The 25,846-nt window shown below is 46.5% G+C and carries 15 protein-coding genes; 7 read left to right on the forward strand and 8 right to left on the reverse strand.

Going from position 1 to position 25,846, the window contains the following annotated elements; all coding sequences use genetic code 11:
• Positions 1-13: 13 nt before the first annotated feature.
• From rluF to WAE59_RS18865, 4 genes are read left to right on the forward strand one after another with little or no spacing between them, the layout of a single operon-like run.
• A complete protein-coding gene (gene rluF / locus WAE59_RS18850; RefSeq protein ID WP_337857529.1) occupies positions 14-1,099 on the forward strand; it encodes a 23S rRNA pseudouridine(2604) synthase RluF in 1,086 nt (361 codons plus the stop codon).
• A 25-nt stretch (positions 1,100-1,124) separates the two neighbouring features.
• Complete coding sequence (gene rlmN, locus WAE59_RS18855) at positions 1,125-2,174, forward strand: 23S rRNA (adenine(2503)-C(2))-methyltransferase RlmN (protein WP_337857530.1); 1,050 nt, start codon at positions 1,125-1,127, stop codon at positions 2,172-2,174.
• 47 nt (positions 2,175-2,221) lie between these two features.
• Positions 2,222-2,929 carry a ComF family protein gene (locus WAE59_RS18860; RefSeq protein ID WP_337857531.1) on the forward strand — a complete coding sequence of 236 codons (708 nt, stop codon included), beginning with the start codon at positions 2,222-2,224 and terminating at the stop codon, positions 2,927-2,929.
• 45 nt (positions 2,930-2,974) lie between these two features.
• Positions 2,975-4,327: a hypothetical protein gene (locus WAE59_RS18865; RefSeq protein ID WP_337857532.1), complete on the forward strand. Its 1,353-nt coding sequence runs from the start codon at positions 2,975-2,977 to the stop codon at positions 4,325-4,327.
• Positions 4,328-4,698: 371 nt separating this feature from the next.
• Here the strand turns inward: WAE59_RS18865 and WAE59_RS18870 are convergent, their stop codons facing one another.
• Positions 4,699-7,458 (reverse strand): PAS domain S-box protein, encoded by a 2,760-nt coding sequence (locus WAE59_RS18870; protein ID WP_337857533.1) that lies wholly within the window; start codon positions 7,456-7,458, stop codon positions 4,699-4,701.
• A 21-nt stretch (positions 7,459-7,479) separates the two neighbouring features.
• A complete protein-coding gene (glyA, locus tag WAE59_RS18875) occupies positions 7,480-8,751 on the reverse strand; it encodes a serine hydroxymethyltransferase (RefSeq protein ID WP_337857534.1) in 1,272 nt (423 codons plus the stop codon).
• Positions 8,752-8,844: 93 nt separating this feature from the next.
• Between glyA and dxs the strand changes: the two genes are divergently transcribed.
• Both dxs and WAE59_RS18885 read left to right on the forward strand, forming a co-directional pair.
• On the forward strand, positions 8,845-10,773 hold the full coding sequence (dxs, locus tag WAE59_RS18880; RefSeq protein ID WP_337857535.1) for a 1-deoxy-D-xylulose-5-phosphate synthase: 1,929 nt from the start codon (positions 8,845-8,847) through the stop codon (positions 10,771-10,773).
• Positions 10,774-10,788: 15 nt separating this feature from the next.
• Entirely contained in the window at positions 10,789-11,883 is a 1,095-nt protein-coding gene (locus WAE59_RS18885; RefSeq protein ID WP_337857536.1) for an acyloxyacyl hydrolase, read from the forward strand.
• Here the strand turns inward: WAE59_RS18885 and WAE59_RS18890 are convergent.
• Together WAE59_RS18890 and WAE59_RS18895 are read right to left on the reverse strand one after the other, a co-directional pair.
• Positions 11,880-13,139 carry a prephenate dehydrogenase gene (locus tag WAE59_RS18890; RefSeq protein ID WP_337857537.1) on the reverse strand — a complete coding sequence of 420 codons (1,260 nt, stop codon included), beginning with the start codon at positions 13,137-13,139 and terminating at the stop codon, positions 11,880-11,882. The two genes, WAE59_RS18885 and WAE59_RS18890, sit on opposite strands and share 4 nt — an antisense overlap.
• A gap of 68 nt (positions 13,140-13,207) precedes the next feature.
• The gene (locus WAE59_RS18895; RefSeq protein ID WP_337857538.1) at positions 13,208-15,727 is read right to left on the reverse strand and encodes a beta-L-arabinofuranosidase domain-containing protein; all 2,520 of its coding nucleotides are present in this window, start codon (positions 15,725-15,727) and stop codon (positions 13,208-13,210) included.
• Positions 15,728-15,955: 228 nt separating this feature from the next.
• Between WAE59_RS18895 and glmS the strand changes: the two genes are divergently transcribed.
• Positions 15,956-17,794, forward strand: coding sequence for a glutamine--fructose-6-phosphate transaminase (isomerizing) (gene glmS, locus WAE59_RS18900; protein ID WP_337857539.1), 1,839 nt, complete (start codon positions 15,956-15,958; stop codon positions 17,792-17,794).
• Between the two features lie 73 nt (positions 17,795-17,867).
• Here the strand turns inward: glmS and WAE59_RS18905 are convergent, their stop codons facing one another.
• Genes WAE59_RS18905 through glgX form a run of 4 tightly spaced genes read right to left on the reverse strand, consistent with a single transcriptional unit; the run spans position 17,868 to position 25,842 of the window.
• A complete protein-coding gene (locus WAE59_RS18905; protein ID WP_337857540.1) occupies positions 17,868-18,023 on the reverse strand; it encodes a hypothetical protein in 156 nt (51 codons plus the stop codon).
• 46 nt (positions 18,024-18,069) lie between these two features.
• Positions 18,070-21,933 (reverse strand): malto-oligosyltrehalose synthase, encoded by a 3,864-nt coding sequence (gene treY / locus WAE59_RS18910; protein ID WP_337857541.1) that lies wholly within the window; start codon positions 21,931-21,933, stop codon positions 18,070-18,072.
• Positions 21,926-23,722, reverse strand: a complete 1,797-nt coding sequence (treZ, locus tag WAE59_RS18915) for a malto-oligosyltrehalose trehalohydrolase (protein WP_337857542.1) — start codon at positions 23,720-23,722, stop codon at positions 21,926-21,928. Before treZ ends, treY begins: the two co-directional genes overlap by 8 nt.
• Positions 23,723-23,724: 2 nt before the next feature.
• The gene (gene glgX / locus WAE59_RS18920; protein ID WP_337857543.1) at positions 23,725-25,842 is read right to left on the reverse strand and encodes a glycogen debranching protein GlgX; all 2,118 of its coding nucleotides are present in this window, start codon (positions 25,840-25,842) and stop codon (positions 23,725-23,727) included.
• Positions 25,843-25,846 lie beyond the last annotated feature (4 nt).

Consider the following 25,846-nt stretch of genomic DNA (forward strand, 5'->3'; position numbering starts at 1 on the left):
TAAGCACAGCCCAATGGCAGATTCTACCACAAGATTAAATAAATACATTAGTGAAAGCGGTTTATGCTCAAGAAGAGCGGCCGACAGGTATATTGAGCAGGGAAATGTGTACATCAATGGTAAGAAAGCTAAGGTGGGCGACAAAGTCTTTTTTGGTGATCTCGTGACGGTGAACGGACAGAACATTGAACCGCAACAAGCCGAAAATACAGTATTGATTGCTTACAACAAACCAGTGGGCATCACCAGCACCACTGAAGCGGGGGTAAAAAGCAATATTGTAGACCATGTAAACCATAGCGAAAGGGTATTCCCGATCGGCCGCCTCGATAAGGATTCACAGGGACTGATCTTCCTGACCAACAACGGAGATCTGGTGAATAAGATCCTGAGGGCAGGTAATAACCATGAAAAAGAATATGTGGTGACGGTCAATAAACCCGTTACAGAGTCTTTCATTACCAACATGGGCAAAGGTGTACCAGTATTGGGTGTCATGACCAAGAAATGCAAAGTGACAAAAGAAGGGCCTTCGACTTTTAAAATCACACTGATCCAGGGACTCAACAGGCAGATCCGCCGCATGTGCGAGTACTTCGGCTTTGAAGTGGTCAAACTGGAGCGGGTACGTATCATGAATGTAAGTATAAAAGGTATCCCTGTAGGGGAATGGCGTGAATTGACTCCTGAAGAACAAACCGAAATATACAATATGGTGGCCAAGTCGAGCTCTGAAGCAGCATCGGCAGCACCCAAAAGGGTCAATAAAAAACCTAAAATAGCTAAAGAAGAAGATTTCATGGAGAATGTCACTCCGGGAAGGTCTTCCGGCAAATCAGCTGGACCTAAAGGTGGCAGGTCGGCAGGGCCGCGTTCAGCGGGGAAAAGCGCTTCGTTGAGCCGTGCAGATCGGCCTGCAGGAGGCAAAGGTAAGGCAGCACCTAAATCAGCTACTGGCGGCAGAGCGGCCGGAGGCAGCAAATCAGCTGGCAATACCAACGACTGGTTCAAAGCAGGCGGTCCAAGCAAAAGACCGGTAAAGCCAGGCAACGGAAGATCCGGCGCGCCGGGAGCTAAAGTGAAGAGCCCAAAAAGGTAAGATTTTTTTGTAACTTTGCAGCGAAATGCTTCCTACAAAGAAAACTGATATACGTTCACTGGATCTGGCGCAACTGCAACAGCACTTTACGGCCATGAAAGAACCATCTTACCGGGCCAAACAGGTCTACCAATGGCTATGGGAAAAATCTGCCCGCAGTTTTGAGGAGATGAGTAACCTTTCCAAAGACCTGAGGGCAAAATTGAACGAGAACTATTCCATCAATGTAGTCGAAGTCAACAATTCCCAGTTCAGCAATGACCATACGATCAAAAATACTTTCAGACTTTATGATGGCAACATTGTAGAGGGTGTGCTGATCCCTATGGATGAGCGCATGACGGCCTGTGTAAGTTCACAGGTGGGTTGTAGCCTGACCTGTAAATTCTGCGCGACAGGTTATATGGACCGCAAGCGGAACCTCAATGCCGACGAAATCTATGACCAGGTGGTCCTGATAGATCAGCAGGCCAAGGAAAACTACAAAGCACCGCTAACAAATATCGTATACATGGGCATGGGTGAACCTTTGCTGAATTATGCCAACGTATTGAAATCCATCGAACGCATTACAGCTCCGGATGGCTTGAATATGTCATACAAACGCATCACGGTATCTACTGCAGGAATTGCAAAGATGATCAAGAAGCTGGGTGATGATGGCGTGAAGTTTAATCTGGCCGTTTCACTCCATGCGGCCAATGACAAGAAGCGCAACGAGATCATGCCGATCAACGAACAAAACTCGCTAAAGGCACTGTCTGAAGCACTGAAATATTATTTTTCAAAAACGAAAAACCCGATCACGTACGAATACATCGTATTCAATCATTTCAATGACGAAATTGAAGATGCGATGGAACTGGCCAAGTTTTGCAAGCACGTGCCTTGCAAAGTGAACCTGATTGAGTACAATCCGATCCAGTTTGCTGATTTCGTCAATGCAGAAGGTGATAAGATCGATGCATTCTCCAACTACCTGAAAAGTCAGGGCATCAATACCAATATCAGACGCAGTCGCGGTAAAGATATTGATGCGGCTTGCGGACAATTGGCGGTAAAAGACCAAAATTAAAAAAACTCTTTTTACCAGTTGATGTGCTAAAGCGGCTACTTTAGCGCATGAAACTCCATCATTTCTTTTACGCTGCTGCCAGGGACCTGTTCAATTTGCTGTTTCCCGACCTTTGCTGTGCCTGCGGTTGCCTGCTCTACCGGGCCGAAAAAGCGGTATGTACCTTCTGCCTGTATGACCTGCCCTATACCGACCATCACCTTTACGCAGACAATAAAACAGCCAGAAAGCTCTGGGGAAGGATTCCCTTTCATGCGGCTATGGCTTTCCTGCACTTCAGAAAAGCCGGTCCGGTACAGGAACTCATCCATCAGCTGAAATACCGGAACCGTCAGGACCTTGGTCTGCTACTGGGCAGAATGCTCGGGGAAAGGCTCCTTGAAGCGCCGCTTTACCATGGACTGGACTGTATCCTACCGGTGCCATTGCACCGTAAAAAAGAAAAACTAAGGGGATACAACCAGAGCCTATGTATTGCAAAAGGCATCGCAGAAGTCCTTGGCATTCCGGTGTTGGAAAAGGATTTGATCCGCAACACTGCCACCTCTTCACAAACGCAGAAAAGCAGGTATAAAAGATATGAGAACATGAAAGACGTATTTGAGGTAAAACAGGAAGCGCAATTGCTGGGCCTGCATGTATTGCTTGTGGATGATGTGATTACGACTGGCGCAACGATAGAAGCCTGTGCGATCGTGCTTCAACAAGCCGGAATCAGCAGGCTGAGTATCGCCACACTGGCCTTTGCAGATTGACGGGTTTTTCTCTAAGTTTGCTAAATGCGGTTATCCTTGTGTCTTATGCTGATCTGTATGATTGCGCTTGCGGCTTGTCGTAAGTCGGAGGGTATCAGTGCAGACAAAAACGCCAGGCTCAGTTTTTCTACAGACACCGTATTGTTCGACACTGTTTTCACTGCGATAGGTTCTACCAATAAACGCATTAAGATATACAATGTGCAGCAAAAGGCGATCAACATCAGCAATATTCAGCTCGCCGGAGGCAATACCTCGAATTTCAGCCTGATCATCAACGGACAATCCCTCAACGAAAAGTCCAATCTGAAGATCGATGCCAGGGATTCCATCAGCATATTTATTAAGGTGCTGATCAATCCCAACACCCAGAGCCTTCCTTTTATTGTGCAGGATTCCATCCTGTTTAGCACCAATGGGAATCCGCAATCGGTGCAACTGGTCGCTTATGGGCAAAATGCCGTATTTGTAAACGAACAGCTCATCAGCACTAACACGAACTGGACCAGTAAGCTTCCTTACATCATTTATAAATCCGTGACTGTAGCTCCAAATACCACACTACGCATTCAGGCGGGCACCAGGGTATTTTTCCACAACCAGGCCGGAATGAGGATCAGGGGCTCGCTGCAGGTAGAAGGCAATGCTGACCAGCAGGTCTTGTTTGCGGGCGACCGGATGGAGAATTTTTATGCTGAAGAACCCGGACAATGGAATGGCATACACCTTTACCCCAGTAGTCAGGCTTCATCAATACAGTATGCCATGATTAAGAATGCAATTATAGGGATCAGGGCAGACTCACTCAGTGCCAATGGAAGTCCGAAATTACTGTTGAATAACACCGCACTAAAAAACATGAGCATTACTGCCATAGCGGGATATGCTACAAGGCTTCATGCCTTCAACAACCTGTTTTACAATTGCGGGCAATACCTCTTCTATGGTGTTGGCGGTGGCAGCTATAACCTTAAGCAGAATACTTTTGCCGGATACAACTATAGCTTTAGCCGGAAAACGCCTGCGGTATACCTTAGCGATACGGGTCCTGGGCTAGTCTTAGGTAACTTAAAAACAGAATTGCTGAACAACATCATTTGGGGTACACAGACAGAGGAGCTCCTCATTGAGCAAAAAGGATTGGGAACAGCAGAAAGCACTGTGAAGAATAACCTCATCCGCACTGCGCTCCAAACCCATGCAGGCAATGGGAACCTGCTAAATACCGATCCAATGTTCGTGAACAGCAGCAGGTATGAATTTAGCCTGGCACCGGCTAGTCCCGCACATAAAAAGGGAGCAGACCTCAGCAACGACCCTTACTTCCAGTTGTTCCTGAACAAAGATTTCGAAGGGGGATTGCGGACATTCCCGAGTTCGCTTGGTTGCTTTCAATAATTTTTTTCAAAAAAATGAACGTTGACAAAACATTTATTCCTCTGTTGCGTTTATATATCCGAGAGCGTTAATTTAGATGGTAAGGGTCGATATTTTCTACAAAGAGATATCGGCCCTTTACTTTTTTTCTATGGTTCCTTTATTTTTTTCAGACACAAAACTGCGATTAAAAGCGTCAAATCAACATTTTTAAAAAACGGCTGTTTTCTACACTAAAATAAACCCTGAATATTTTGGCAAATCAAATTATTTTATCACCTTTGTGACGAGAGCGTTAATTTAAGGGTCGATACTTCCACGCCCGTGGAACATCGGCCCTTTATGTTTTACAGGAATTTTCCTTAATCCCCCAAACTACAATCGAGATATTTTTAAGAGAAATAGGCCAGGATGATGTTCCTGATCTCATCTGGTTTGAAAGGTTTTAAAACATGTCCGTTCATTCCGGATGCTTTAAACTTGCTATTCTCATTTTGAAGTGTAGAAGCGGTCAGTGCGATGATCGGTACAGATTTAAAGTAATGTCCGGGAATTTCCCTGATGATTGTCGTGGTTTCAAAGCCGTCGATACCCGGCATTTTGATGTCCATAAAGATCAGGTCATATACATTCTCTTTTACCTTTGCAATGGCTTCCAGTCCACTGCTGGCAAAATCGAGGTAAAAGCCCCATTTGTGCAATACTCTTTTCGCTACAAGAAGATTGACATCGTTGTCGTCTACTACAAGGATTTTTTTGCCGGTAAATACATCCGGCTGATCGACTGTGGCAGATACATCTGACCTGGCCATATCTTTAGAAAAGCGCAACAGGAAGGAGAAGGTTGTGCCTTTTCCCTCTTCGCTCTGTACCTCAATATCGGATTGGTGTAGCTGCAGTAACCTTTTGGTGATGGCCAATCCAAGACCTGTGCCACCATATTTCCTGGAAATATCGGATTTAGCCTGCGTAAAGGTTTCGAAGATATAAGACTGTTTATCTTTCGGAATACCGATCCCTGTGTCACTGACTTCGAAGAATAAAGATAGCTCTTGTTCCCCTTCAGATGCCAGGCTTATCCTGAGCTCAATCTTTCCATGATCGGTAAACTTGATGGCATTGCCCAACAAGTTCATGAGGATTTGATACAATCTGGTCTTATCGCCCATAATGGTCTCCGGAATCCGCTGATCCAAATTGAGCACCAACTGATTTTCTTTCGTGGCAGCATTGATCTGGAGGGAATTGATGATATCGCCTGCGAGCGCGCTGATGCTTAGAGGAATGGACTCCAGCTCCAGATTTCCGGTTTCTATCTTGGTGAAATCAAGAATGTCATTGATGATGTTCAGCAAGTTCTCGGCACTGAACTTCAAGATGTTCAGATCATCGAGTTGCGAAGCTTTGGGATCATTATCAATGAGCAAATGAGTCATTCCGATCACTGCATTCAGCGGTGTACGAATTTCATGGCTCATCACTGAGAGGAACATTTCCTTGGCCTCACTGAGTTGAAGGGCTTGCTCTTTGGACTCCACCAGTTCCTTTTCGATCTGCTTGCGCTGTGTAATGTCGGTAATCAGGTCGATCTGACGTTCCAGCTTGCCTTTATCATTGAAGATTGGGGTATTGGATACCTGCAACCAAATGGGTTCCCCCGCCTTGGTACTGGCCTGCACTTCTATGAAATAGGATTCGTTTTTCTGTGCTCTTGCCCTGGATTCAACGATCAGTTCCATTTGTGCTTCATCTTTGGAAAGGATATTGCCCAACTGGTAACCTTTGAGTTCTTCCAGCGTATATCCTGTCAGCCTTTCCAGCGATTGGTTTACCCAGGTTGTATTGCCATCTTTATCGGAAATATTGACACCTGTATTGGTTTTACTGGCGACCAGCGACAATACCTGTACCTGCTCTTCCGCCTGTTTTTTATCGGTGATATCGATGATGATCTCGACTTCCATCTCCACTTCAGCCTTCTCGTTCCAAACTACCGTGTTGTGTACAGAGAGCCAGATCGGCTTTTTGTCTTTCCTGTAGGCCAGCATATCTACGGTAAAGGACTGGTTCTGCTGGGAAAGTTTTCTGGCCCGTTCGAGGAGGTCGAAATCGGTATCTGGTCCTGCGATCAGATCGCCAAGCCGTCTGCCCTTGAGGTCTTCCAATGTAAATCCCGTAATGTTCTCAAATGCCGCATTTACCCAGGTTACATGGTTATTGGCATCGTTGATGACTACAGCATTGTTGACTTTACTCGCCACAAAAGAAAGCTTTTTGAGTTCTTCCTCTACCCTTTTGTTCTCGGTGATATCCCGTCCGTAAGCATACCAGCGAAGGTTTTTGGCCACCATATTCCAGCTGAGCCAGCGCACTGTCCCACTTTTACTGACGATACGGCACTCTACATGAAACTGCTTTTGGCGTTTTTTTAGCCCTTTTTCTACCTGTTCAACGAGCGTACTGATGTCTTCCTTATCGCAAAAAGTCCAAACGCTAAGGCCAATGGCCTCCTCCACACTGTATTCCAGGATTTGGGTAACGGCATCATTGATGAACAGGATCTTGCCCTGCGCATCGAGTATACAATGGATTTCCGGAGATACGGTGGAGATATTCAGCATGTCTTCGAAACGCTGCGTTTTGGCTTCCAATTCGGCTGATCTGTGTTTCAGTGAAATGTGGGTAATGATCTCCCGGGAGAGCGTTTTGAGTCCCTCCTTCTGTTCCTGACTCAGCTGACGGACTACGGTATCAAATACACCGATCACGCCAAGCTTATATCCTTGATCGTCGATCAGCGGTGCACCAGCATAGAAACGGGCATAAGGCGGGCCAATTACACCGGGGTGCTGACTGAACCTACCGTCCAGCAGCACATCCTGGATCTCCAGTACATCATCGCCTTCGATGGTCAGCGAACTGAAAGAAAGTTCGCGGGGAATGGGGATGGGTGCTGTGCCCGTTATGGATTTAAAAAAAAGCCGGTCCTCATCCACCATGGTAATTAATGCGATGGAGGTGTTGCAGATTAAGTTGGCCAGTTTGGTGATGTTATCGAACTCATGCTCTTTCGGTGTGTCCAATATCCCATACTGATGCAATGCTTTCAGGCGCTCATCTTCACTAGGGGGTGATTTCCGGCTTTTTGACATTTATCTTATTATAAATGTAAGTTATTTATATAAAGGGAAACGGCTTACCAGTTCAACAACTTGTTTTTTCACATTTTTTAAGTTTTCCTCATCTTCAGGATTGCTGATTACCTGATCGATCAAGTCAACAATCGTAGCCATTTCTGTCTCTTTAAAACCTCTTGAGGTAATGGCAGCTGTTCCAACGCGGATACCAGAAGTTACAAACGGCGATTTATCGTCGAAAGGCACCATATTCTTATTTACGGTAATATCTGCTTTTTCCAGTGCATTTTCAGCTAATTTACCAGTTATATTTTTGTTGCGCAGGTCGATCAGCATCAGGTGGTTGTCTGTACCACCGGAGATGATTCCATATCCTTTAGCTACAAAAGCTTTTGCCATTGCCTGCGCATTGATCTGCAGTTGTTTTGCATAAGCCAGGTATTCGTCACTCAGTGCCTCGCCAAAAGCAATCGCTTTGGCTGCAATGATGTGCTCCAATGGCCCGCCTTGTGTACCAGGGAATACGGCCATGTCCAACACTGAAGACATCATTCTGATTTCTCCTTTAGGGGTTTTCAAGCCGAAAGGATTCTCGAAATCCTTGCCCATCATGATCATACCACCCCGTGGACCGCGAAGCGTTTTGTGAGTAGTGGTTGTTACGATGTGGCAGTGTGGAAGTGGGTTGTTTAAAAGACCACGCGCGATCAGACCTGCAGGGTGCGAAATATCTGCCATGACCAGTGCACCGATTTTATCAGCTACACTGCGTACAAAAGCATAATCCCACTCACGTGAATAAGCAGATGCACCTACGATGATCAATTTAGGCTTTTCCGCAAGCGCCAGTTCTTCCAGCTTCTCATAATCGATCAGGCCGGTATCTTTTTTAACTCCGTAAAACAAAGGGTGGTATAATTTTCCAGAAAAGTTTACAGGTGAACCATGAGTCAGGTGACCACCATGCGAAAGGTCAAAACCCAGGATCTTATCGCCTGGCTGGATCACTGCCAGCATCACTGCGGCATTGGCCTGGGCACCTGAGTGCGGTTGTACGTTTACCCATTCAGCACCAAAAAGTTGTTTTGCACGCTCAATAGCAATGGTTTCAATTTCATCTACAACCTGGCATCCGCCATAGTAACGCTTGCCCGGAAGGCCTTCAGCGTATTTGTTTGTCAAACAAGAACCTGCAGCTTCCATAACCTGCTTGCTTACAAAATTTTCTGAAGCTATCAGTTCAAGTCCATTCTCCTGACGGTCCAATTCCCTGTCAATCAAATCAAAAATTAAAGTATCTCTGTTCATTTATCGAAGTATATTTTTGTAAAATTAACGTTTTTCCTTCTTAGTTTGGCAACAAAATACCTTACTTTGTACTTCTATTCTATAAAATGCTGCATGGAAGATATTAACGGTCCATTATTACCCAACATAAATTATCCTGCTGATTTAAAGCAGTATAAAGAACAAGATCTTGAACAAATCTGTAAGGAATTGCGCCAGTACATCATTGATGTAGTGAGTGTTAACGGTGGACACTTTGCTGCCAGCCTTGGTGTTGTGGAGCTGACCGTAGCACTGCATTATGCCTTAAATACCCCTTACGACAAACTGGTTTGGGACGTGGGGCACCAGGCTTACGGGCATAAAATACTGACCGGAAGAAAATCGGTTTTCCATACCAACAGGATCTTAAACGGCATCAGTGGGTTCCCGAAGATCAGCGAAAGTGAATACGATACTTTTGGCGTAGGCCATTCTTCCACCTCTATATCTGCCGCTTTAGGTATGGCTGTGGCTTCTCATTACAAAGGAGAAACCGACCGCCAGCATGTGGCAGTGATCGGCGATGGTGCCATGACTGCGGGATTGGCTTTTGAAGGGCTGAACCATGCGGGAATTGAAAATTCCAACCTGCTTGTGGTGCTCAACGACAATTGCATGTCGATAGATCCCAATGTAGGTGCGCTAAAGGAATACCTGACCAGCATTACCACTTCCAAATCCTACAACAGGTTCCGTGACGACATCTCCGGAGTGTTGATCAAGCTTTCTGAGCTGGGCCCAAATGCCCATAAATTCGTTAAGAAAATAGAAAAAAGCATTAAAGGCACTTTGCTCAAGCAAAGTAATCTTTTTGAAGCTTTAAACTTCAGGTATTTTGGTCCGGTAGATGGCCATGATGTGGTACGCCTCGCGCAGATCATCAAAGACCTGAAAGATATACCCGGTCCTAAACTGTTGCATTGCGTTACTGTAAAAGGCAAGGGCTTTGCACTTGCTGAGAAAGACCAGACCAAATGGCATGCACCGGGTCTTTTCGATAAGATCACAGGTGAGATCAAAAAATCACCGGTTGAAAAACCTCAGCCTCCAAAATACCAGGATGTGTTTGGCCATACGCTGGTAGAACTGGCCGAAGCCAATCAGAAAATTGTAGGGATCACCCCTGCCATGCCTTCCGGTTCATCGATGAACATCATGATGAAAGCCATGCCCAACAGGGCATTTGATGTGGGCATCGCAGAACAACACGCGGTGACCTTTTCGGCGGGACTCGCGACCCAGGGACTGGTTCCATTTTGTAACATCTATTCTAGCTTCATGCAGCGGGCATATGACCAGGTAATTCATGATGTGGCCATACAAAACCTGAACGTGGTATTTTGCCTCGACAGGGCCGGACTTGCCGGTAGCGACGGCGCCACGCATCACGGGGCATATGACATTGCTTACATGCGGAGTATCCCAAATATGAAGGTGGCCGCCCCTATGAATGAAGAAGAACTGAGGAACTTGATGTTTACTGCGCAGCAGGAAAATGCAGGTCCCTTCTCTATCCGCTATCCGCGTGGAGCAGGAGTCATGGTCGACTGGAAACGCCCATTGAAAGCTTTGGAGGTCGGCAAAGGCCGCAAGATCTGCGATGGTGAAGATGTAGCGATACTGACCATAGGCCATGTCGGAAATTTTGCGGTAGAAGCCTGTCAGGAATTGAATAGTGAGGGCATCCACCCTGCACATTACGACCTGAGGTTCATTAAGCCACTCGACGAAGCTCTGCTCCATGATGTATTCAGCCGTTATAAAAACATTGTCACCGTTGAAGACGGTTGTCTTCAGGGCGGGATGGGCAGTGCTGTGCTCGAGTTTATGGCGGACTATAAATACCAGGCACAGGTGATCCGCCTGGGTATTCCGGATGAATTTATAGAACATGGGGAACAGTCAGAATTGTGGCAGCTTTGTGGCTATGACAGAAATGCGATCATCGCAACCGTAAGAAAAATCGCGGTGAGCAGAACGACAGCGACCATTGCTTCATAATACTTCTATTACGGAATGCTGAGACGCTTTTTGTTATTAAGTGGATTCATCCTTACTTTCTCCCGGCTACAGGCACAGGAGGAAAGCAGGAACAGTATTGAATTTAGCCCACAGACTTCTATAGCTGTATTTACCGCCCAGCAAAAACTGAGCGGGACTGCGTATGGAGGCGAGTTACTCTATCATTTCAATACAGAAAAAAACGCCAGCACCTGGATGCGCGGTATGGGATTAAAAAGTATAGACCTCGTGTTCAATTACAAGAACATGAGCAAGATCAAACTTGTCAGCGACCCAAAACCAGGTACATTTGGTGATTCCTATGCCCTGCTTGCGGGGCTGAACATCTCTTTATTGAAGTTGAATAGAACTGAAGTGCTGTTCTCCCCTGCCTTTGGCCTGGGCTATCTCGGAGAAACCTTTTTCAGCAATGGCAATCCGCTGGTGGGCAGCCATATTAACTTTGGTTCCAGACTCTCCTTAAAAATAGCGAGCCAGGTTGGCCCCAGTACACAAATAGCCGCCGGACTGGATGTACTGCACTTTTCTAATGCTGCTTTTCGGGTACCCAATAATGGCATCAATTCTTCAAACGTCAGTCTTGGCATCATACAAGCATTAAAATCCATCACAAAAAAAAGAGATAGTCTAAGCTTGGCTGGTTATAAAAAGCACAGCGTAGATCTGGGCATCAATATCGGCCGCAGAGGTGTGTACCAAAGCAAGGAAGCACGCTTCCGGACCGGTCTGTATGCTGGCTATAACTATAGACTGGGTCCGATCCTGGGACTGAGTTCCGGGATCGATGCAGTTTATTACCATTCCGTATACGATCCGAATGATAATGCGGGTACTTATCAATCTTTTGCGACCTCCTACGACCATTGGCGTGTGGGTGCTGCCCTGGGCCCGGATATCTGGATGGGTGAACTTGCATTGATGATTAAATATGGTTACTACCTGCATTACAACAGTCTGCGTGACAACCATACATACTGGACTGCAGGAATGAAATACCGGATATGGGACTGGGCCGCGGTACAGGCCAAGATCTATGTGCATAAAACGGAAGCCGATTTTGTTGGCTTCGGATTCTTGTTTACACCTTAATCGACTTTCAGCCTCTTCATCATTTCTGAACTGTGGCTCCGCGCTTCCTCAAGCCGGTCTGCGAAAAACAATTTGGTTTCTTCAAACAAAGACTTATACCCTTGCATGTCGCCATAACCAATGATGGAGGCCCATTCCTGCACCGCAGAATGAAACTCCAGATCATCAGAACGGATATCCTTTTTGTATAATGCCGTCTCTATGGATTCTTCCAGCAGTTCTTCATTTCTAAAAAGGTACTCCACGATGCCCAACCTCAAACGGAAGGGAGGAGTCTGACAGATGAGGTTTTGATAGGGATTGGTCTGGAGCTGATGCCAGGAACAAGCCATACTAAGCAGACTGAGGTGCGAATTGGGCAAAGGGCTTACAGTTTTTGAAGCCAGCGAAAACTCCTGCATCACCTGATCGTCGAGCAAAAGGGCTTGTTGGCCCGGCTGGAAGACAAAATCCCGGGCTGCATAAATGCGTTTCCTAAAGTCCCCGGCTTCCTCCATGATCATCATTTTGAACAATTCAGATTCTGCTCTTGCGTAACATTTCACCTGTTCAGCGGCATATGGATTGAGGATAGCCAGTCCGCCATAAATATGTGCTTTATAGCTAAAGATCCTCAGCGTGGTCAGGATCTTTACATTGTCGATACCACCATAGTAAGCCGCATTTTCCCAGGGATAGAAGCCTGCATTTTTCCAGGCGGTGCCCATGCTTTCAAAACCCACATGTGTAGCCGCCTGGGTATCTGCTACAATGCGGTCATGCTCATGGTAGTCGGCCATTTCCACCAGATCAGCACCCAGGGTAGCGAGCAAATCGGTCATGCGCCGATAAGCTTCATTTGTACAACGATGTGGTATGACAATCAGCTTTTGACCTGCAGGATCAAATGCAGGGCCATGCAGGGAATGGCAGGTAATGATATTGACATCTGTAGGCAGGTATTGCTCAAAAGCAAGGATTTCCGGGCGCTTTACTGAAGTTTGTCCCGCCACAATTGCACCGAATTTGGTGGCACTTCCACATTGGGCCACCACTTTAGCCATATGCTCTGCTTCCACGGAATAGAAGATTACATCACAACGGCGGGAAACCTCTGAACCTTCGTTCAGCAGTTGAATACCTGTGCCTTGCAGCTCCTCTCTCAAACGTTCCATGTGCTGGGGCAGGTCGGCACCGTATACCTGGTAACCCGCCTTAGCAAAAGCTTTCGCATATAATTTCCCCATGTCGCCGAGACCAATGATTCCAATGTCCATTATTCCTTTTTTTGAAAGACTAATGTCGGTATTGGGCTCGACAATAAAACTGACGACAATCAGTATTTTTAAATTCCTTTCGCTTTGATGCTTCCAATGCTTACCAGGCAGTCATAAGCCCTTACGCCAATGGTACCTACCGAATGTGAGTTGTCCTTTACAGCAATCACAGGATTAGTGCTGTTTTCAAAGTAGACATTGATAGATGCTCCTTTGGCCAGTATCCGGACTTTATAGGCTTTTCCCATGTCCAGCTTTTGAGTATGGCTTGCCAGCACTTCCCATTTACTACCGGAAGATTTGCCCAGTTGGATCATTCCCTTTTCAGCATCCAGTCCGAGATAATAACCTTTATAGGCATCAGCACCCAATGCCTGATCGGTAACGCGGAAGAGTAGTCCGCCATTACCTTTAGAGTCGATCCTCACTGTAGCTTCATAATCCAGATCGCCAAAGCGCTTGCCCGCAGCAATGGCTTTCATACCATGGATGCCATAGCCCCAGGATCCTTTATTGGAGGCTGCATGAATAGCTCCATCTTTGATGAACCAGCCACCTCCGTAATTGATCCAGCTGTGCATGGTGCTTTTGGAAAAATCTTCCACAAAAGTTTTGCTCAAAGCTGCGGGTGTCCCGATAACCGGAAAATTACTAACCCGGATATTTTCCGAACCGAAGGGACTAAGTGTCACTTCCTCTACAGGCTCCTCGGAAGACACCGGACTGTCCGGTACCTCGAAGGCATGCATCTGGTTATAGGCCAATGTCCAGGAAGGGATTTTCTTCGCCTTTAGTTTCAGTTTTACCGGTGTTACCGCCTGCTCAAATGGATTCTCTGGCATGCTGGTCTTTACGATCTGGATACCTTTCGCAGGGTCTTTGCGGTCCAAAACCAATCCGTAGTTCCATGGCGAAGCGGGATAAACCTCATAATCAAAGAAGCCCCTGACCGGGTGTTCTTTGCGAATGGTATATTTTGCAGCAATCTGAAGACCATATACCATAGGGCCTCGCTCTACGGTAACGGAATTGTTTACCTGTTCCGAAACAGCAATCTCCATAGGGAAACTCAGCTGTACTTCGTCATCCGCCTTCCAAAGCCTGCTGATCTTGAAAAATGCGGCCGTCTTCACTCCTGCCTGCAGCTGTCCGTTGACTTTTACCACCGGCTTTTTACACCATGCAGGGATTCTCAGACTGAGCGGAAATGGGGTAGCTTTTGCAGGATTGACTTTTATTTTGATCTCTTCTTCAAAAGGATAATTGGTCAGAACATCCAGCTTTACCTGAACGCCATCGCCCACCAGGGCAGTCAACTCTACCGGTGCATAGGCCATTACGGCCAGTCCCTTATCGGGAGTGGCGGCCCAACTATTTTTAACAAAATAAGGCCAGCCCATGTGCATATTGTAGCGGCAGCAACCCATGCCTGAATAAGGACTCAATAAAACACCACCTTCATAATCTTCGTCGAAACCCGAATGCCCATGTTTACACTGAATCTGATTCGGCTGCGTATAGTACAAGTGAGATTTGATATCGCGGCTAAACTGGGCAGGCAAAGTGTTGAAAGCTATCTTTTCCAGTCGGTCACCTATGCTGACGTCCTGAATGATCCGTGAAGCTGTTTCCAGGCTCTGCATCCATTCTACCACAGTACAGGTTTCGGTTCCCTGAAAGGAACTCCGGCCCGACAAAAACTCAGATCCTGAAGCGATACCTGTGGATTGTCCATGATCACTGATCAGGTGTTCGATGCCTTTAAACCAGGCATTCCGATAAGTTGGCCCCTGATCCAATTGTGCGTATACCGCAGGGAATTTAAGTGCCTGACCTACACTCACACTGTGTTTGGTATGAAAATCATCGCCAAAATGGTAAAATTGGTTGTTGGTGAAGATCGCTCCCCAAGGGTAAGCCTGTGATTTTAATTTTTCAGCAAGTGTGATCAGGAAAGAATCGCCGGTGCGATTATATAACCAAAGTACCAGTTCAATGTTATCAGCTGTGCGCGATTTGCTCCATTCGAACAAGGGTTTCTGATCGAGGTTTGCCAATTGATATTTAAAATATCTGGTAAAAAAAGGGATTACTTTCTGGTCGCCAGTAGCTTCATAATAGCTTTGAATGGCATACATCATTGGCATCCTTGGCCACCAGTCGTTCATTTTGGCATGGCCAAAGCATCCATCAGCCTGCTGGTTGTCCAATGTCCAGTTGATCCATTTCAATGCTTTCGTTTTCAATGCCGCATCATCGAGTGTATAGGCCAAAGCCACCAGACCTTTGACATAGTATGGTGCCCGCTCCCATCCAGATCCTTTTCCCCCGAGCCAGTCGGAGCCCGACCCCAGATTGTCGGCTTCAGGATACAATTCCTCTGCATGCCCGGTTGCCCCATCCCGCTGGAGCTCGAGCTGTTTCAACAACCATCCCTTTGCTTTGATACTGCCCAGGGGCAGTTGGACGTAACTTCCTGACGCCAGCGGTGCACGGTTGAACACATAAGCGGCATTGGGCTGTGCCGCAGCATCGACAGCGAAGCAAATCATGAAAAGAGAAAGGAAAAAGGAAAAACGTGTGTGCATATATCTGGTACTTTAACCCAAACTTATAAAAAACTACTTGAATTAAAGGATAATATATCGATTTAGCATTGAATTACAATTCAATGCACGCTGAATCTCAAGCCGGATAAAATCAGGCCTTTAAACATATTTTAAAACGTTTGCGTGACTCAAATAAATTGGTCGGGATAGGTTGATATTTGCAAACATTACTTATTTTCGTTGATTAAAATTTTATCTATCTAAAATATGTGTGGAATAGTTGGTTACATCGGCCATAGGGAAGCCTGGCCTATCGTGGTAAAAGGATTAAAAAGACTCGAATACCGTGGTTACGACAGTGCAGGAGTTGCGCTGATCAATGACAAAGGACTCAATATTTATAAAAAAGCAGGTAAGGTTTCTGAACTGGAAAATTTCAGTGAGGGCAAAGACAAATCCGGGAGCATAGGTATGGGTCATACCCGCTGGGCGACCCATGGTGAACCCTCCGACAGAAACTCTCATCCACATACCTCCAATGACGGACGCCTCTCCATTATCCACAACGGAATTATTGAAAACTATGCCACCATCAAAGAGGAACTGATTAGCAGGGGACATTCTTTCAACAGTGATACTGATACAGAAGTGCTCATTCACCTCGTTGAAGAGATTTATAAGGCAGACAATGTAGACCTGTTTGAAGCAGTAAGACTTGCCCTTCAGGAAGTAAACGGGGCTTATGCCATCGTGATCATGGATGAAGAACATCCGGACCAGCTGATTGCAGCGAGAAAAGGCAGCCCAATGGTTATCGGGGTAGGCGAAGGCGAATACTTCATAGCTTCTGATGCCACCCCAATCATTGAATATACTAAAAACGTGGTTTACCTGAACGACAATGAGATCGCATTGGTGAGCCGTGAGGAACTTCTGATCAAACGCCTGGACAATGTAGTTCAGACCCCATATATCCAGGAACTGGAGCTCAAACTGGAAGCCCTGGAAAAAGGCGGCTATGAGCATTTTATGCTGAAGGAAATCTTCGAACAGACCCGCTCTATTCGTGATTGCCTGAGGGGCCGCATCTATCCCAATGAAGGCCGTGTACAATTGGGCGGTATCAAAGAATATGCAGATAAACTGAAAAACATAGACCGCATCATCATTGTGGCATGCGGAACTTCATGGCATGCCGGACTGGTAGGTGAATACCTGATCGAAGAATATGCACGCATCCCCGTTGAGGTAGAATACGCCTCTGAGTTCAGGTACCGGAACCCGATCATTACTGAAAAAGATGTGGTGATCGCGATTTCACAATCGGGGGAGACTGCAGATACGATGGCAGCCATAGAAATGGCAAAAGAAAGAGGCGCAACCATCTTTGGAGTTTGCAACGTGGTAGGGGCTTCTATCCCGCGCCTGACCCATGCAGGTGTATATACTCATGCCGGACCTGAGATAGGGGTGGCTTCCACAAAAGCCTTTACTGCCCAGGTGACCGTACTGACGCTGATGGCATTTTATATGGCACAGCAGAAAGGTACCCTAACCCAGGCTAAATTGGTTGAATTGCTGACTGAACTGGATCATATCCCGGAGAAAATACAGCGTGCGCTTGAATCTAATGACATCATCAAAGAGATTTCCCATAAGTTCAAAGATTCCAGGAATTGCTTGTTCCTTGGTAGAGGAAGCGGCTTCCCTGTAGCATTAGAAGGTGCATTGAAACTGAAAGAAATCTCTTATATCCATGCAGAAGGCTATCCGGCTGCAGAGATGAAGCACGGACCAATTGCCCTGATCGATGAAGAAATGCCGGTAGTGGTGATTGCAACAAAAAATTCATCTTATGAAAAAGTGATCAGCAATATTCAGGAAGTAAAAGCCAGAAAAGGTGTAGTACTAGCGATCGTCACTGAGGGAGATACTGAAGTGCGTAAAATGGTTGACTATTGCATTGAGATCCCGGATGCGAGTGAGGCTTTTCTGCCATTGCTGGCTACGATCCCGCTTCAGTTGCTGTCTTATCACATCGCTCTGTTGAGAGGCTGTAATGTAGATCAACCAAGGAATCTGGCCAAATCTGTTACCGTAGAATAACATTCATAATAAAAACAAGAAGGGGATGTACGATAACAGTACATCCCCTTCTTGTTTTTATTTCCTTTAAAAGCTACAACAGTTTATAAAGGTGGTTTACCCTCTTATACTTGGTCTGTGCAGGTTTCTTTTCGATAGAAGCTACAGGACGTTCCGTATTCATCATCTTCACCAGGCCAGATGGTTCTGAAGCCCTGTTCTCTTTTCTGTTTATATGTTGCTTTTCCATAAGTTAGTTGTTGTAATTAGATAACACTGTCAACGATTTTTTGTTTTTACCGTCCAAATAATTTCAACATATTTTTAAAACGTTTTTTGCGGAGGACCTGCATTTCTTCCGGCTTCATCCTCCAGGTCCAATTTCCTGATACTGATGCGGGTGTATTCATTCGTCCCTTCGCTCCCTTCTTCAACAGGTCCTGCATCGGAATAATGGCCATTTTAGCGGATGAAGAATAAGCGAGTCGCAACATGGTTTTCAGGATATTGCGTTCTGTCACGTGATGCCCTACATATGTTTCCAGACGCTTTTTACTTTTAGCATCAAGCTCCTGGCGGTACCAGCCTAAAAGGGTGTTGTTGTCGTGGGTTCCCGTATATACCACACTATTCGCATCCTCAAAATTGTGTGCTGCGTGAATGGATTCTGCGATGTCTTCCCCAAAAGCAAATTGCAGTACCCGCATTCCAGGAAGTGCGTACTGATCCCTGAGTGCGTAGACATTTTCATCGATCTCGCCCAGATCCTCAGCAATAAAAGGGAGCACATCGAAATGTTTTTTTAAGGCCTCGAAAAGGTCTGCTCCAGGGCCGGGCCGCCATGCTCCGTTCTTTGCGGTTTCTGTACCTGCGGGCACCTCCCAATATGCAGAGAAGGCCCTAAAGTGATCCAGTCGAACCTGATGATACATTTCCAGGTTTTTGGCGATCCGTTCAATCCACCATCGGTAACCTTTTTTTGCCATCACCTCCCAATTGTAGACCGGCATTCCCCAGAGCTGTCCTTCTTCATTGAAATAATCCGGCGGTACACCGGCCATCCCCTTCACACGCCCATCTTTAGCAATACTGAACAAGTCAGGATTAGACCAGACATCAGCAGAATCCAGGGCGGTGTAAAAAGGAAGGTCGCCGATGAGACCTATGCCCAGTATCTCAGCGCTTTGCTTCAATTCCCTCCATTGTTTAAAAAAGATAAACTGCTGCCATTTGACCATTTCCAACGAGCCCGATTTTTCTTTAACAAACTGCGTCAGTGCCTTTTTATCGCGGTTCCGATAGGCACTGGGCCACTTGAACCACTCCCTTCCGTCCTGTTCAGATTTGATGGCTTCATAGCTGGCATAGTCGCCAAGCCAGGCTGACTCCTGTTCACAGAAATCTTCAAATTCTATTTGTAAAGCAGGGTTCCTGTACATTTTATAATTTTCAAAAGCCAGATTCAACAGCGCTGTTTTACTTTGCAAAACTTTTTTATAATGCAGCTTCCTTCCAGATTTCATGGTATATTTTTCCAGATCATCCTGTGTCAATAAGCCCATGTGCTGAAGCCCCTCCGGACTGATCAGCATAATGTTACCCGCCATAACTGAGGTGGCACTATAAGGAGAAAAAGATTGGGTCGCTGTGATCGGATTAAGGGGAAGCATCTGCCAGTAACGTTGTCCGGATTCTGCAAGCAACTCCAGGAAATGCTGCGCTGAGGGTCCGAAATCGCCTATTCCAAAATTTGACGGCAATGAAGAAAGAGGCAGGAGTACCCCGGCAGTCCTCGAACTGTTTTCCTTTTCAAAATAATGTAAGAGATAGGGCTTATCAGCACAAAGTGACTGCAAGCTGACCTCTCTGTCCGGCAGGGAAATCAGGGTATCTCCCCATTCAACCCTATGCCCCTTATCAATGATTGAAGGATCCAGAGGTACCGCAACCAACAGCAGTTCCTTCCCGTATTTTCTGGCAAAGGCAATCAGCTTCGTTGCGTACTTTCCCCTGAGTTCCAGCGGAAGGTAGAGGCCTGAAGTAAAAAGTAGCGGATGTGCTTTCCTCAATTGCAGGAGCTCCTGCATTAACGACAATTTAGCAGGGACTTCCGAAGTTCCGGAAAGATAAGCGCTTCGTCGCTGGTAATCTACCGCTCTCCTATTGTCGGGATCTACCATGCTCAGGTCCCAAAGTTCAGTACCCTGGTACACATCCGGCAGCCCAGGCACGCACATTTTGAGGATAAGGGAAGATAGTGACAACAATCGACCCGCAGCGCTCACTTTACGCTGTAAAGGTTTGAATGCTGACTGAAAATTACCTTTAGGCGCCAATAAACCACGTATAAATTTCTGAGTCGCGGCCTCATATTCCTGATCGGGATTCTCCCATTCAGAATTGCGCTTGGATTCCCTTAAGGCTTTCTGAAGGTATTCCTGTAATCTATCCGGATAGCTTTCCATCTCTTCCTGATCATCCGGGAAACTGGCTACCAAACTCTGATAGATGAAGTACTCATCGTTGGCATCTGGCATCTCAGCTGTCTTGAGTCCGGCATTCAATTCCCTCCAGTGCCGCACGGCAGTCAGCCAGTCCTCCTGGAGATAGGTCAGGGCATTCAGGCGTGCCCTGGCATCTTCAGCCCTTTTGGTATCGTGAGTTGCCGTAGCGTTCATGGACAGGGGCCAATCCCGCTGACGTTCCTGTATGGCCTGATGGAAAGCCGATGCAGAAATTCCAAAAACTCCTGGAGAATCCCCTACTTCATTATTACCGATAAACCGGTTATAGGTATACATTAGGGTATCTTCTACCCCTTTGGCCATCAGAGGACCGGTAAATTGCATTAGTCGCTGAAAAAAACTGATATTCCCTTCCATCAACATCCACCTGAGCTGCTCCAGGGCCTCTTCATATTCTTTTCCCAATTCAAGCGAAGAAAGCAGTTGCTTCAAAGCTTCTTTTTCTTCTTCCTGCAATGGGAACTGGTTCCCATAGAACCGGTAAACGGGACAATGTACCATCACTTCGGCGATCAGTGTCTTAAATACACCCAGATCCATAGCTACGTTACGGACGCCCTTTTCTGCATTGAGACGGCAAAAAAGCCGATACAGGTTATCCAGTTCACCTTGCATAAAAGCCAGCAGAAAATCTCTTTTCTTTTTCCTGATCTGTTGCTCCAGCGGACTATGCTGATCCTGAAGCCCGCGATAAAAGCTATTGAACTGTTTCACCGCCTCCTCATTGGTAAAGAGCTGATTGACTAGTCCCAGGTAATCATAGCCCGTAGTACCCTGAATGGGCCAGGATTTTGGCAGCGTTTCCCCAGGTTCCAGAATTTTCTCTACGACAATGTATGTTTCTGTACCGCAGAGGCTGCGCAGCCTCTGCAGATAACCTGCCGGATCATACAGACCGTCTACATGGTCAATCCTTAAGCCCTGAAATACCTCTGCAACGATAAGTTCTTTGATCAGTGAATGATAGTCCTGAAACACCTCTTCATGCTGCATGTTGAGGCAGATCAGGTTATTTACCGTAAAGAAACGGCGGTAGTTGATGCGCTCGTTAGTTTCCCGATAGGAACAGGGACGGTAAAACTGTCGGGACAAAATATCACTCAGGCTAAGGCTGGCATCTGTGCCCTCGCTCAAGGGCCATTCCTGATCGTGGTATTTGAAAAAATATGTATCCGATATTTTATGTAACTGCAGTTCTCCACTGGCAATGACTTCGTCGAGATCGGCGCCTAAAAAAGGCAGCATCAGTGGTTCTTTTTCCAAATCCCCCGAAACGATGTCAAAGTACTGCCTGTAGTTTGATTTTTCTCCCTTCCGCAGCACATCCATCAGCCAGGCGTTGGACGGATGGAAGGCCATATGGTTGGGTACAATATCCTGGATCCAATACATACCCCTCTTTTTCAGGGCTCTGGCTATCTGTTTCAGTTCCTGGAGTGTGCCGATCTCCGGATTGATGCGGTGTGGATTGGTCCCATCGTAACCATGCATGCTGCCGGGTACAGCATCAAATATCGGAGAAGCATAAATGGTCTTTATGCCAAGTTCATCCAAATAAGGAATGATGGCTTGAAAGTTTTGAAAAGTAAAGCCGGCATGGAACTGAATGCGGTAAGTAGCGATCGGATTAAACATAATATGCGGAATAAGCTAGGAAAGATTCTGGCTGAAAGGAAGTAAGTGTATTTCCATTTCCAACAGCAGAGTCTGCTATTTTTTCAATTAAAGTCATATGAGCAGGAACGGCCAGTTGCTGCCGGGTATTGGAAAAGTTGAACAGGCAACAGATAAATGCTTTACTGCCCGACAGACCGCGTTCTATAAGCAGGCACTTTTGCTCTTCAAAGACCTGGCAGCGAACTGCACTAAGCTCAGGCCTGCGTAGCAATTCTTCATGCTTGCGCAGCGCGATTAGTTGCTTATACCACTTGAAGAGCTGCTGTTGCTGCTGCCCTTCCAGTTCTTCCCAGTTGAGTTTCGAATCCAGGAAAGTCTGTTCGTCCTGAGGATCCGGAGCAGTACCGTTCAGGTGCATGGCTGCAAATTCAGCCTTCCTCCCTTCCCTTACTTTTGCAATCAACTCCTCCTCTGTATGGCTCACAAAATAGAGAAATGGACTACCTGCGCCCCATTCTTCTCCCATGAACAGTAAAGGTATAAAGGGGGAAAGCAGTACCGCTGCTGCCAGCAACTTCTGCATTTCAAAACTATATAAGGCACTGCTGCGCTCAGCCAGCATGCGGTTACCTATTTGATCATGATTTTGGGAAAATACAACAAACTGCTTCGCGGGATGCGCTGTCGCCGCTCGGCCAAAACGCTTTTGGCGTTCTTCTGAATAAGCACCCGTGTATACATAAGCATCCTGAAAAGATTTGGCCAATTGAGCAAGGCCTGAGAAATCAGCATAATATCCTTTTCTGGGTTCACCTGCGCTCACACGCAGGGCGTGATGAAACTCATCCACCCATTGTGCATCCATGCCCATGCCATTTTTGCTGAGATCCGAGATGTATCTTGGATCATTCAGATCGCACTCTGCAATGAGGTAATATACACGTCCGGTCTGCTTCATCAGTTCATCTGTCTGCAACCTGATCTCCTGAAGAATATGTCGGGCACTAAAATCCCTGATGGCATGAACCGCGTCCAAGCGTAGCGCATCGATGTGAAAATCCCTGAACCACATCAGCACGTTCTCTACCACAAAATCCCTTACCCCATCGCAACCTGCATCGTCAAAATTGATGGCCTCACCCCAGGGCGTCTGGTATTTACTGGTAAAAAAGGGGCCAAACTCGTTTAAATAATTCCCTTCCGGTCCCATGTGGTTATAGACCACATCCAGGATCACCGCCAAGCCTTTGGCATGACAGAGGTCAACCAGTTGTTGCAGTCCTGCCGCTCCGCCGTAGCTATGCTGTACAGCAAAAGGGAATACCCCATCGTATCCCCAGTTCCTCTCGCCAGGAAAACTAGCAATAGGCATCACTTCAATGGCAGTGATCCCCAACTCCAGCAAATGATCGAGCCTTGCAGCAATACCATTAAAATCCCCTTCCGGAGAAAAAGTTCCGGTATGCAGTTCATAAATGAGGTAATCTTCCAGTGCCGGGTTGCACCAGTCCGCATCTGTCCAGGCGTACCCTAGGCTCAGCGCCATAGAGGGCCCATGTACGCCCCGAGGCTGGGAGAGGGCAGTGGGATCTGGAAGCAATTGCTCGTCCAGCAGCAACCAGTACTCTTCTCCTTCAGAGAGTTCATTGCTGGTCGCGCCCCAGTAACCATGAGGCTGCTGCTGCAATACGACAATCGATGAAGCTGTTTTTACACTTAATCGCTTTGCATTGGGCGCCCAGATATTGATGACCGCCTGCTGATGTTCGTTGAAATTTAAACCTATTGTTCTTCTTAAACCCTGCATATTTATTCGCTGTCCGTAGTCTTTAATAAAATCACTGTTCGCCCTTCGACTGCGATCTGTTCTCCCGGATTATACTTGCCGGTCGCTTTATCCGGATTTCCACTGTTGAGCATCACTTTCCATTCCCCACCATACTTTTCTGATGGAAGCTGATAACTCAGTCCCTCATGATAGGCATTAAAAATCAGGTAAAAACTATGATCTATCACTTTATTGCCTTGCTCATCTACACTCCTCAATCCCTTTCCGTTGAGAAAAACAGCCAGTGACTTTGCATAATCCTCCTCCCAGTTGTGTGCTTCCATTTGCTCCCCTTCGGGAAGGAACCATGCGATGTCTTCCAATCCGGAATCTTTAATTTTCAGTCCCTGGAACCAGCGCTTTCTGGAAAAAACCGGATGTTTCAGTTTAATCGCAATCAACTTTCTGGTGAAATCCAGGAGTTCTATATCCTGATCGGCCCAATTGAACCAGGAAATTTCATTATCTTGGCAATAGGCATTGTTATTCCCTTTCTGCGTACGTCCCGATTCATCACCAGCAAGCAACATCGGCACACCTTCTGAGAGAAACAGGGTAGCCAGCATGTTGCGTTTCTGTCGGGAACGTAAAGCCTGAATATTCTCATTATCGGTTTCTCCTTCTACTCCATAATTACAGGAGCGATTGTAGTCTTCGCCATCCTTATTGTCCTCGCCATTCGCTTCGTTGTGTTTCTGTTCATAACATACCAAATCCTGCAAAGTGAAACCATCGTGGGCGGTAATGAAGTTGATGCTTGCAGTTGGACTACGGTCGTCATTCTGATAAAGATCCGGGCTTCCCGTAAACCTTGATGCAAATTCTGCCAGCATACTGTCTTCCCCTCTCCAATAGTCACGGATGCAATCGCGGAATTTACCGTTCCACTCTGCCCATCCGGGAGGAAAGTTACCTACCTGATACCCCCCTTCTCCAATGTCCCAGGGTTCTGCAATGAGTTTGACCTGTGAGATTACAGGATCCTGATGGATGATGCTGAAAAAAGCACCCAGCATGTTTACTTCCTCCAGTTCACGGGCCAGGGCCGATGCAAGATCGAAACGGAATCCATCTACATGCATTTCGGTAATCCAATAGCGGAGGCTGTCCATCATCAACCGCAGGACACTGGGAAAATGCGCGTTTAGCGTATTCCCGGTCCCTGTATAGTCCATATAGTAACGCTTATCATCTGTGAGCCTGTAGTACTCCTCGTTATCGATTCCTTTAAAAGATAAAGTAGGCCCCATATGATTGCCTTCGGCAGTATGGTTGTACACCACATCCAGGATCAGCTCTATCCCCGCACGATGCAAGGCTTTCACCATGTCCTTGAATTCTTTTACCTGTCCACCCAATGTACCTTGAGAAGAATAACGGGTATCCGGCGCAAAAAAGCCAATTGTATTGTAGCCCCAGTAGTTATTGAGGCCGCGTTCTATCAGGTGCCTGTCGTTGATAAACTGGTGGACTGGCATCAGCTCCAGGGTAGTAATCCCTAACGATTTCAGGTAATCGATCATCACCGGATGAGCTATTGCCGAATAAGTGCCCCTGATTGCATCTGGAATTTCTGGATGCAATTGCGTCAGTCCCTTGACATGGGCTTCATAAATGATGCTTTTATGGTAACTGATCTTTGGCGGCTTTACACCTTCCCAATCGTAATGCTGGTCGACCACGACCGATTTGGGAATGAACTTAGCGCTATCGCTCTTGCTGAAACTGAGGTCGCCTTTACTCAGTTGATAACCAAATAAGGAATCATGCCAGTCAATTTTGCCAGAAATGGCCTTTGCGTATGGATCGATGAGCAATTTATGTGGATTGTAACGCTGCCCCTTCTCCGGCTTATAAGGTCCATTGACACGATACCCATAACATTGTCCCGGCATCAGACCTGGAATATAAATATGCCAGATGTGGCGGCTGCGTTCCTGCAGACGAACATCTACATGCATTTCCCCGCAATGCTCCTCAAACAGACAGAGCGTAACCTCGGTTGCATTCTTGGCAAAGAGGGCGAAATTCACACCTTTTCCATCCCAGGTTGCCCCAAGGGGATAGGGATTTCCGGGATAAACCTTTAAATCGCCCATGACC

The sequence above is a fragment of the Pedobacter sp. GR22-6 genome, from assembly GCF_037402555.1.
In the GTDB taxonomy this organism is placed as follows: domain Bacteria; phylum Bacteroidota; class Bacteroidia; order Sphingobacteriales; family Sphingobacteriaceae; genus Pedobacter.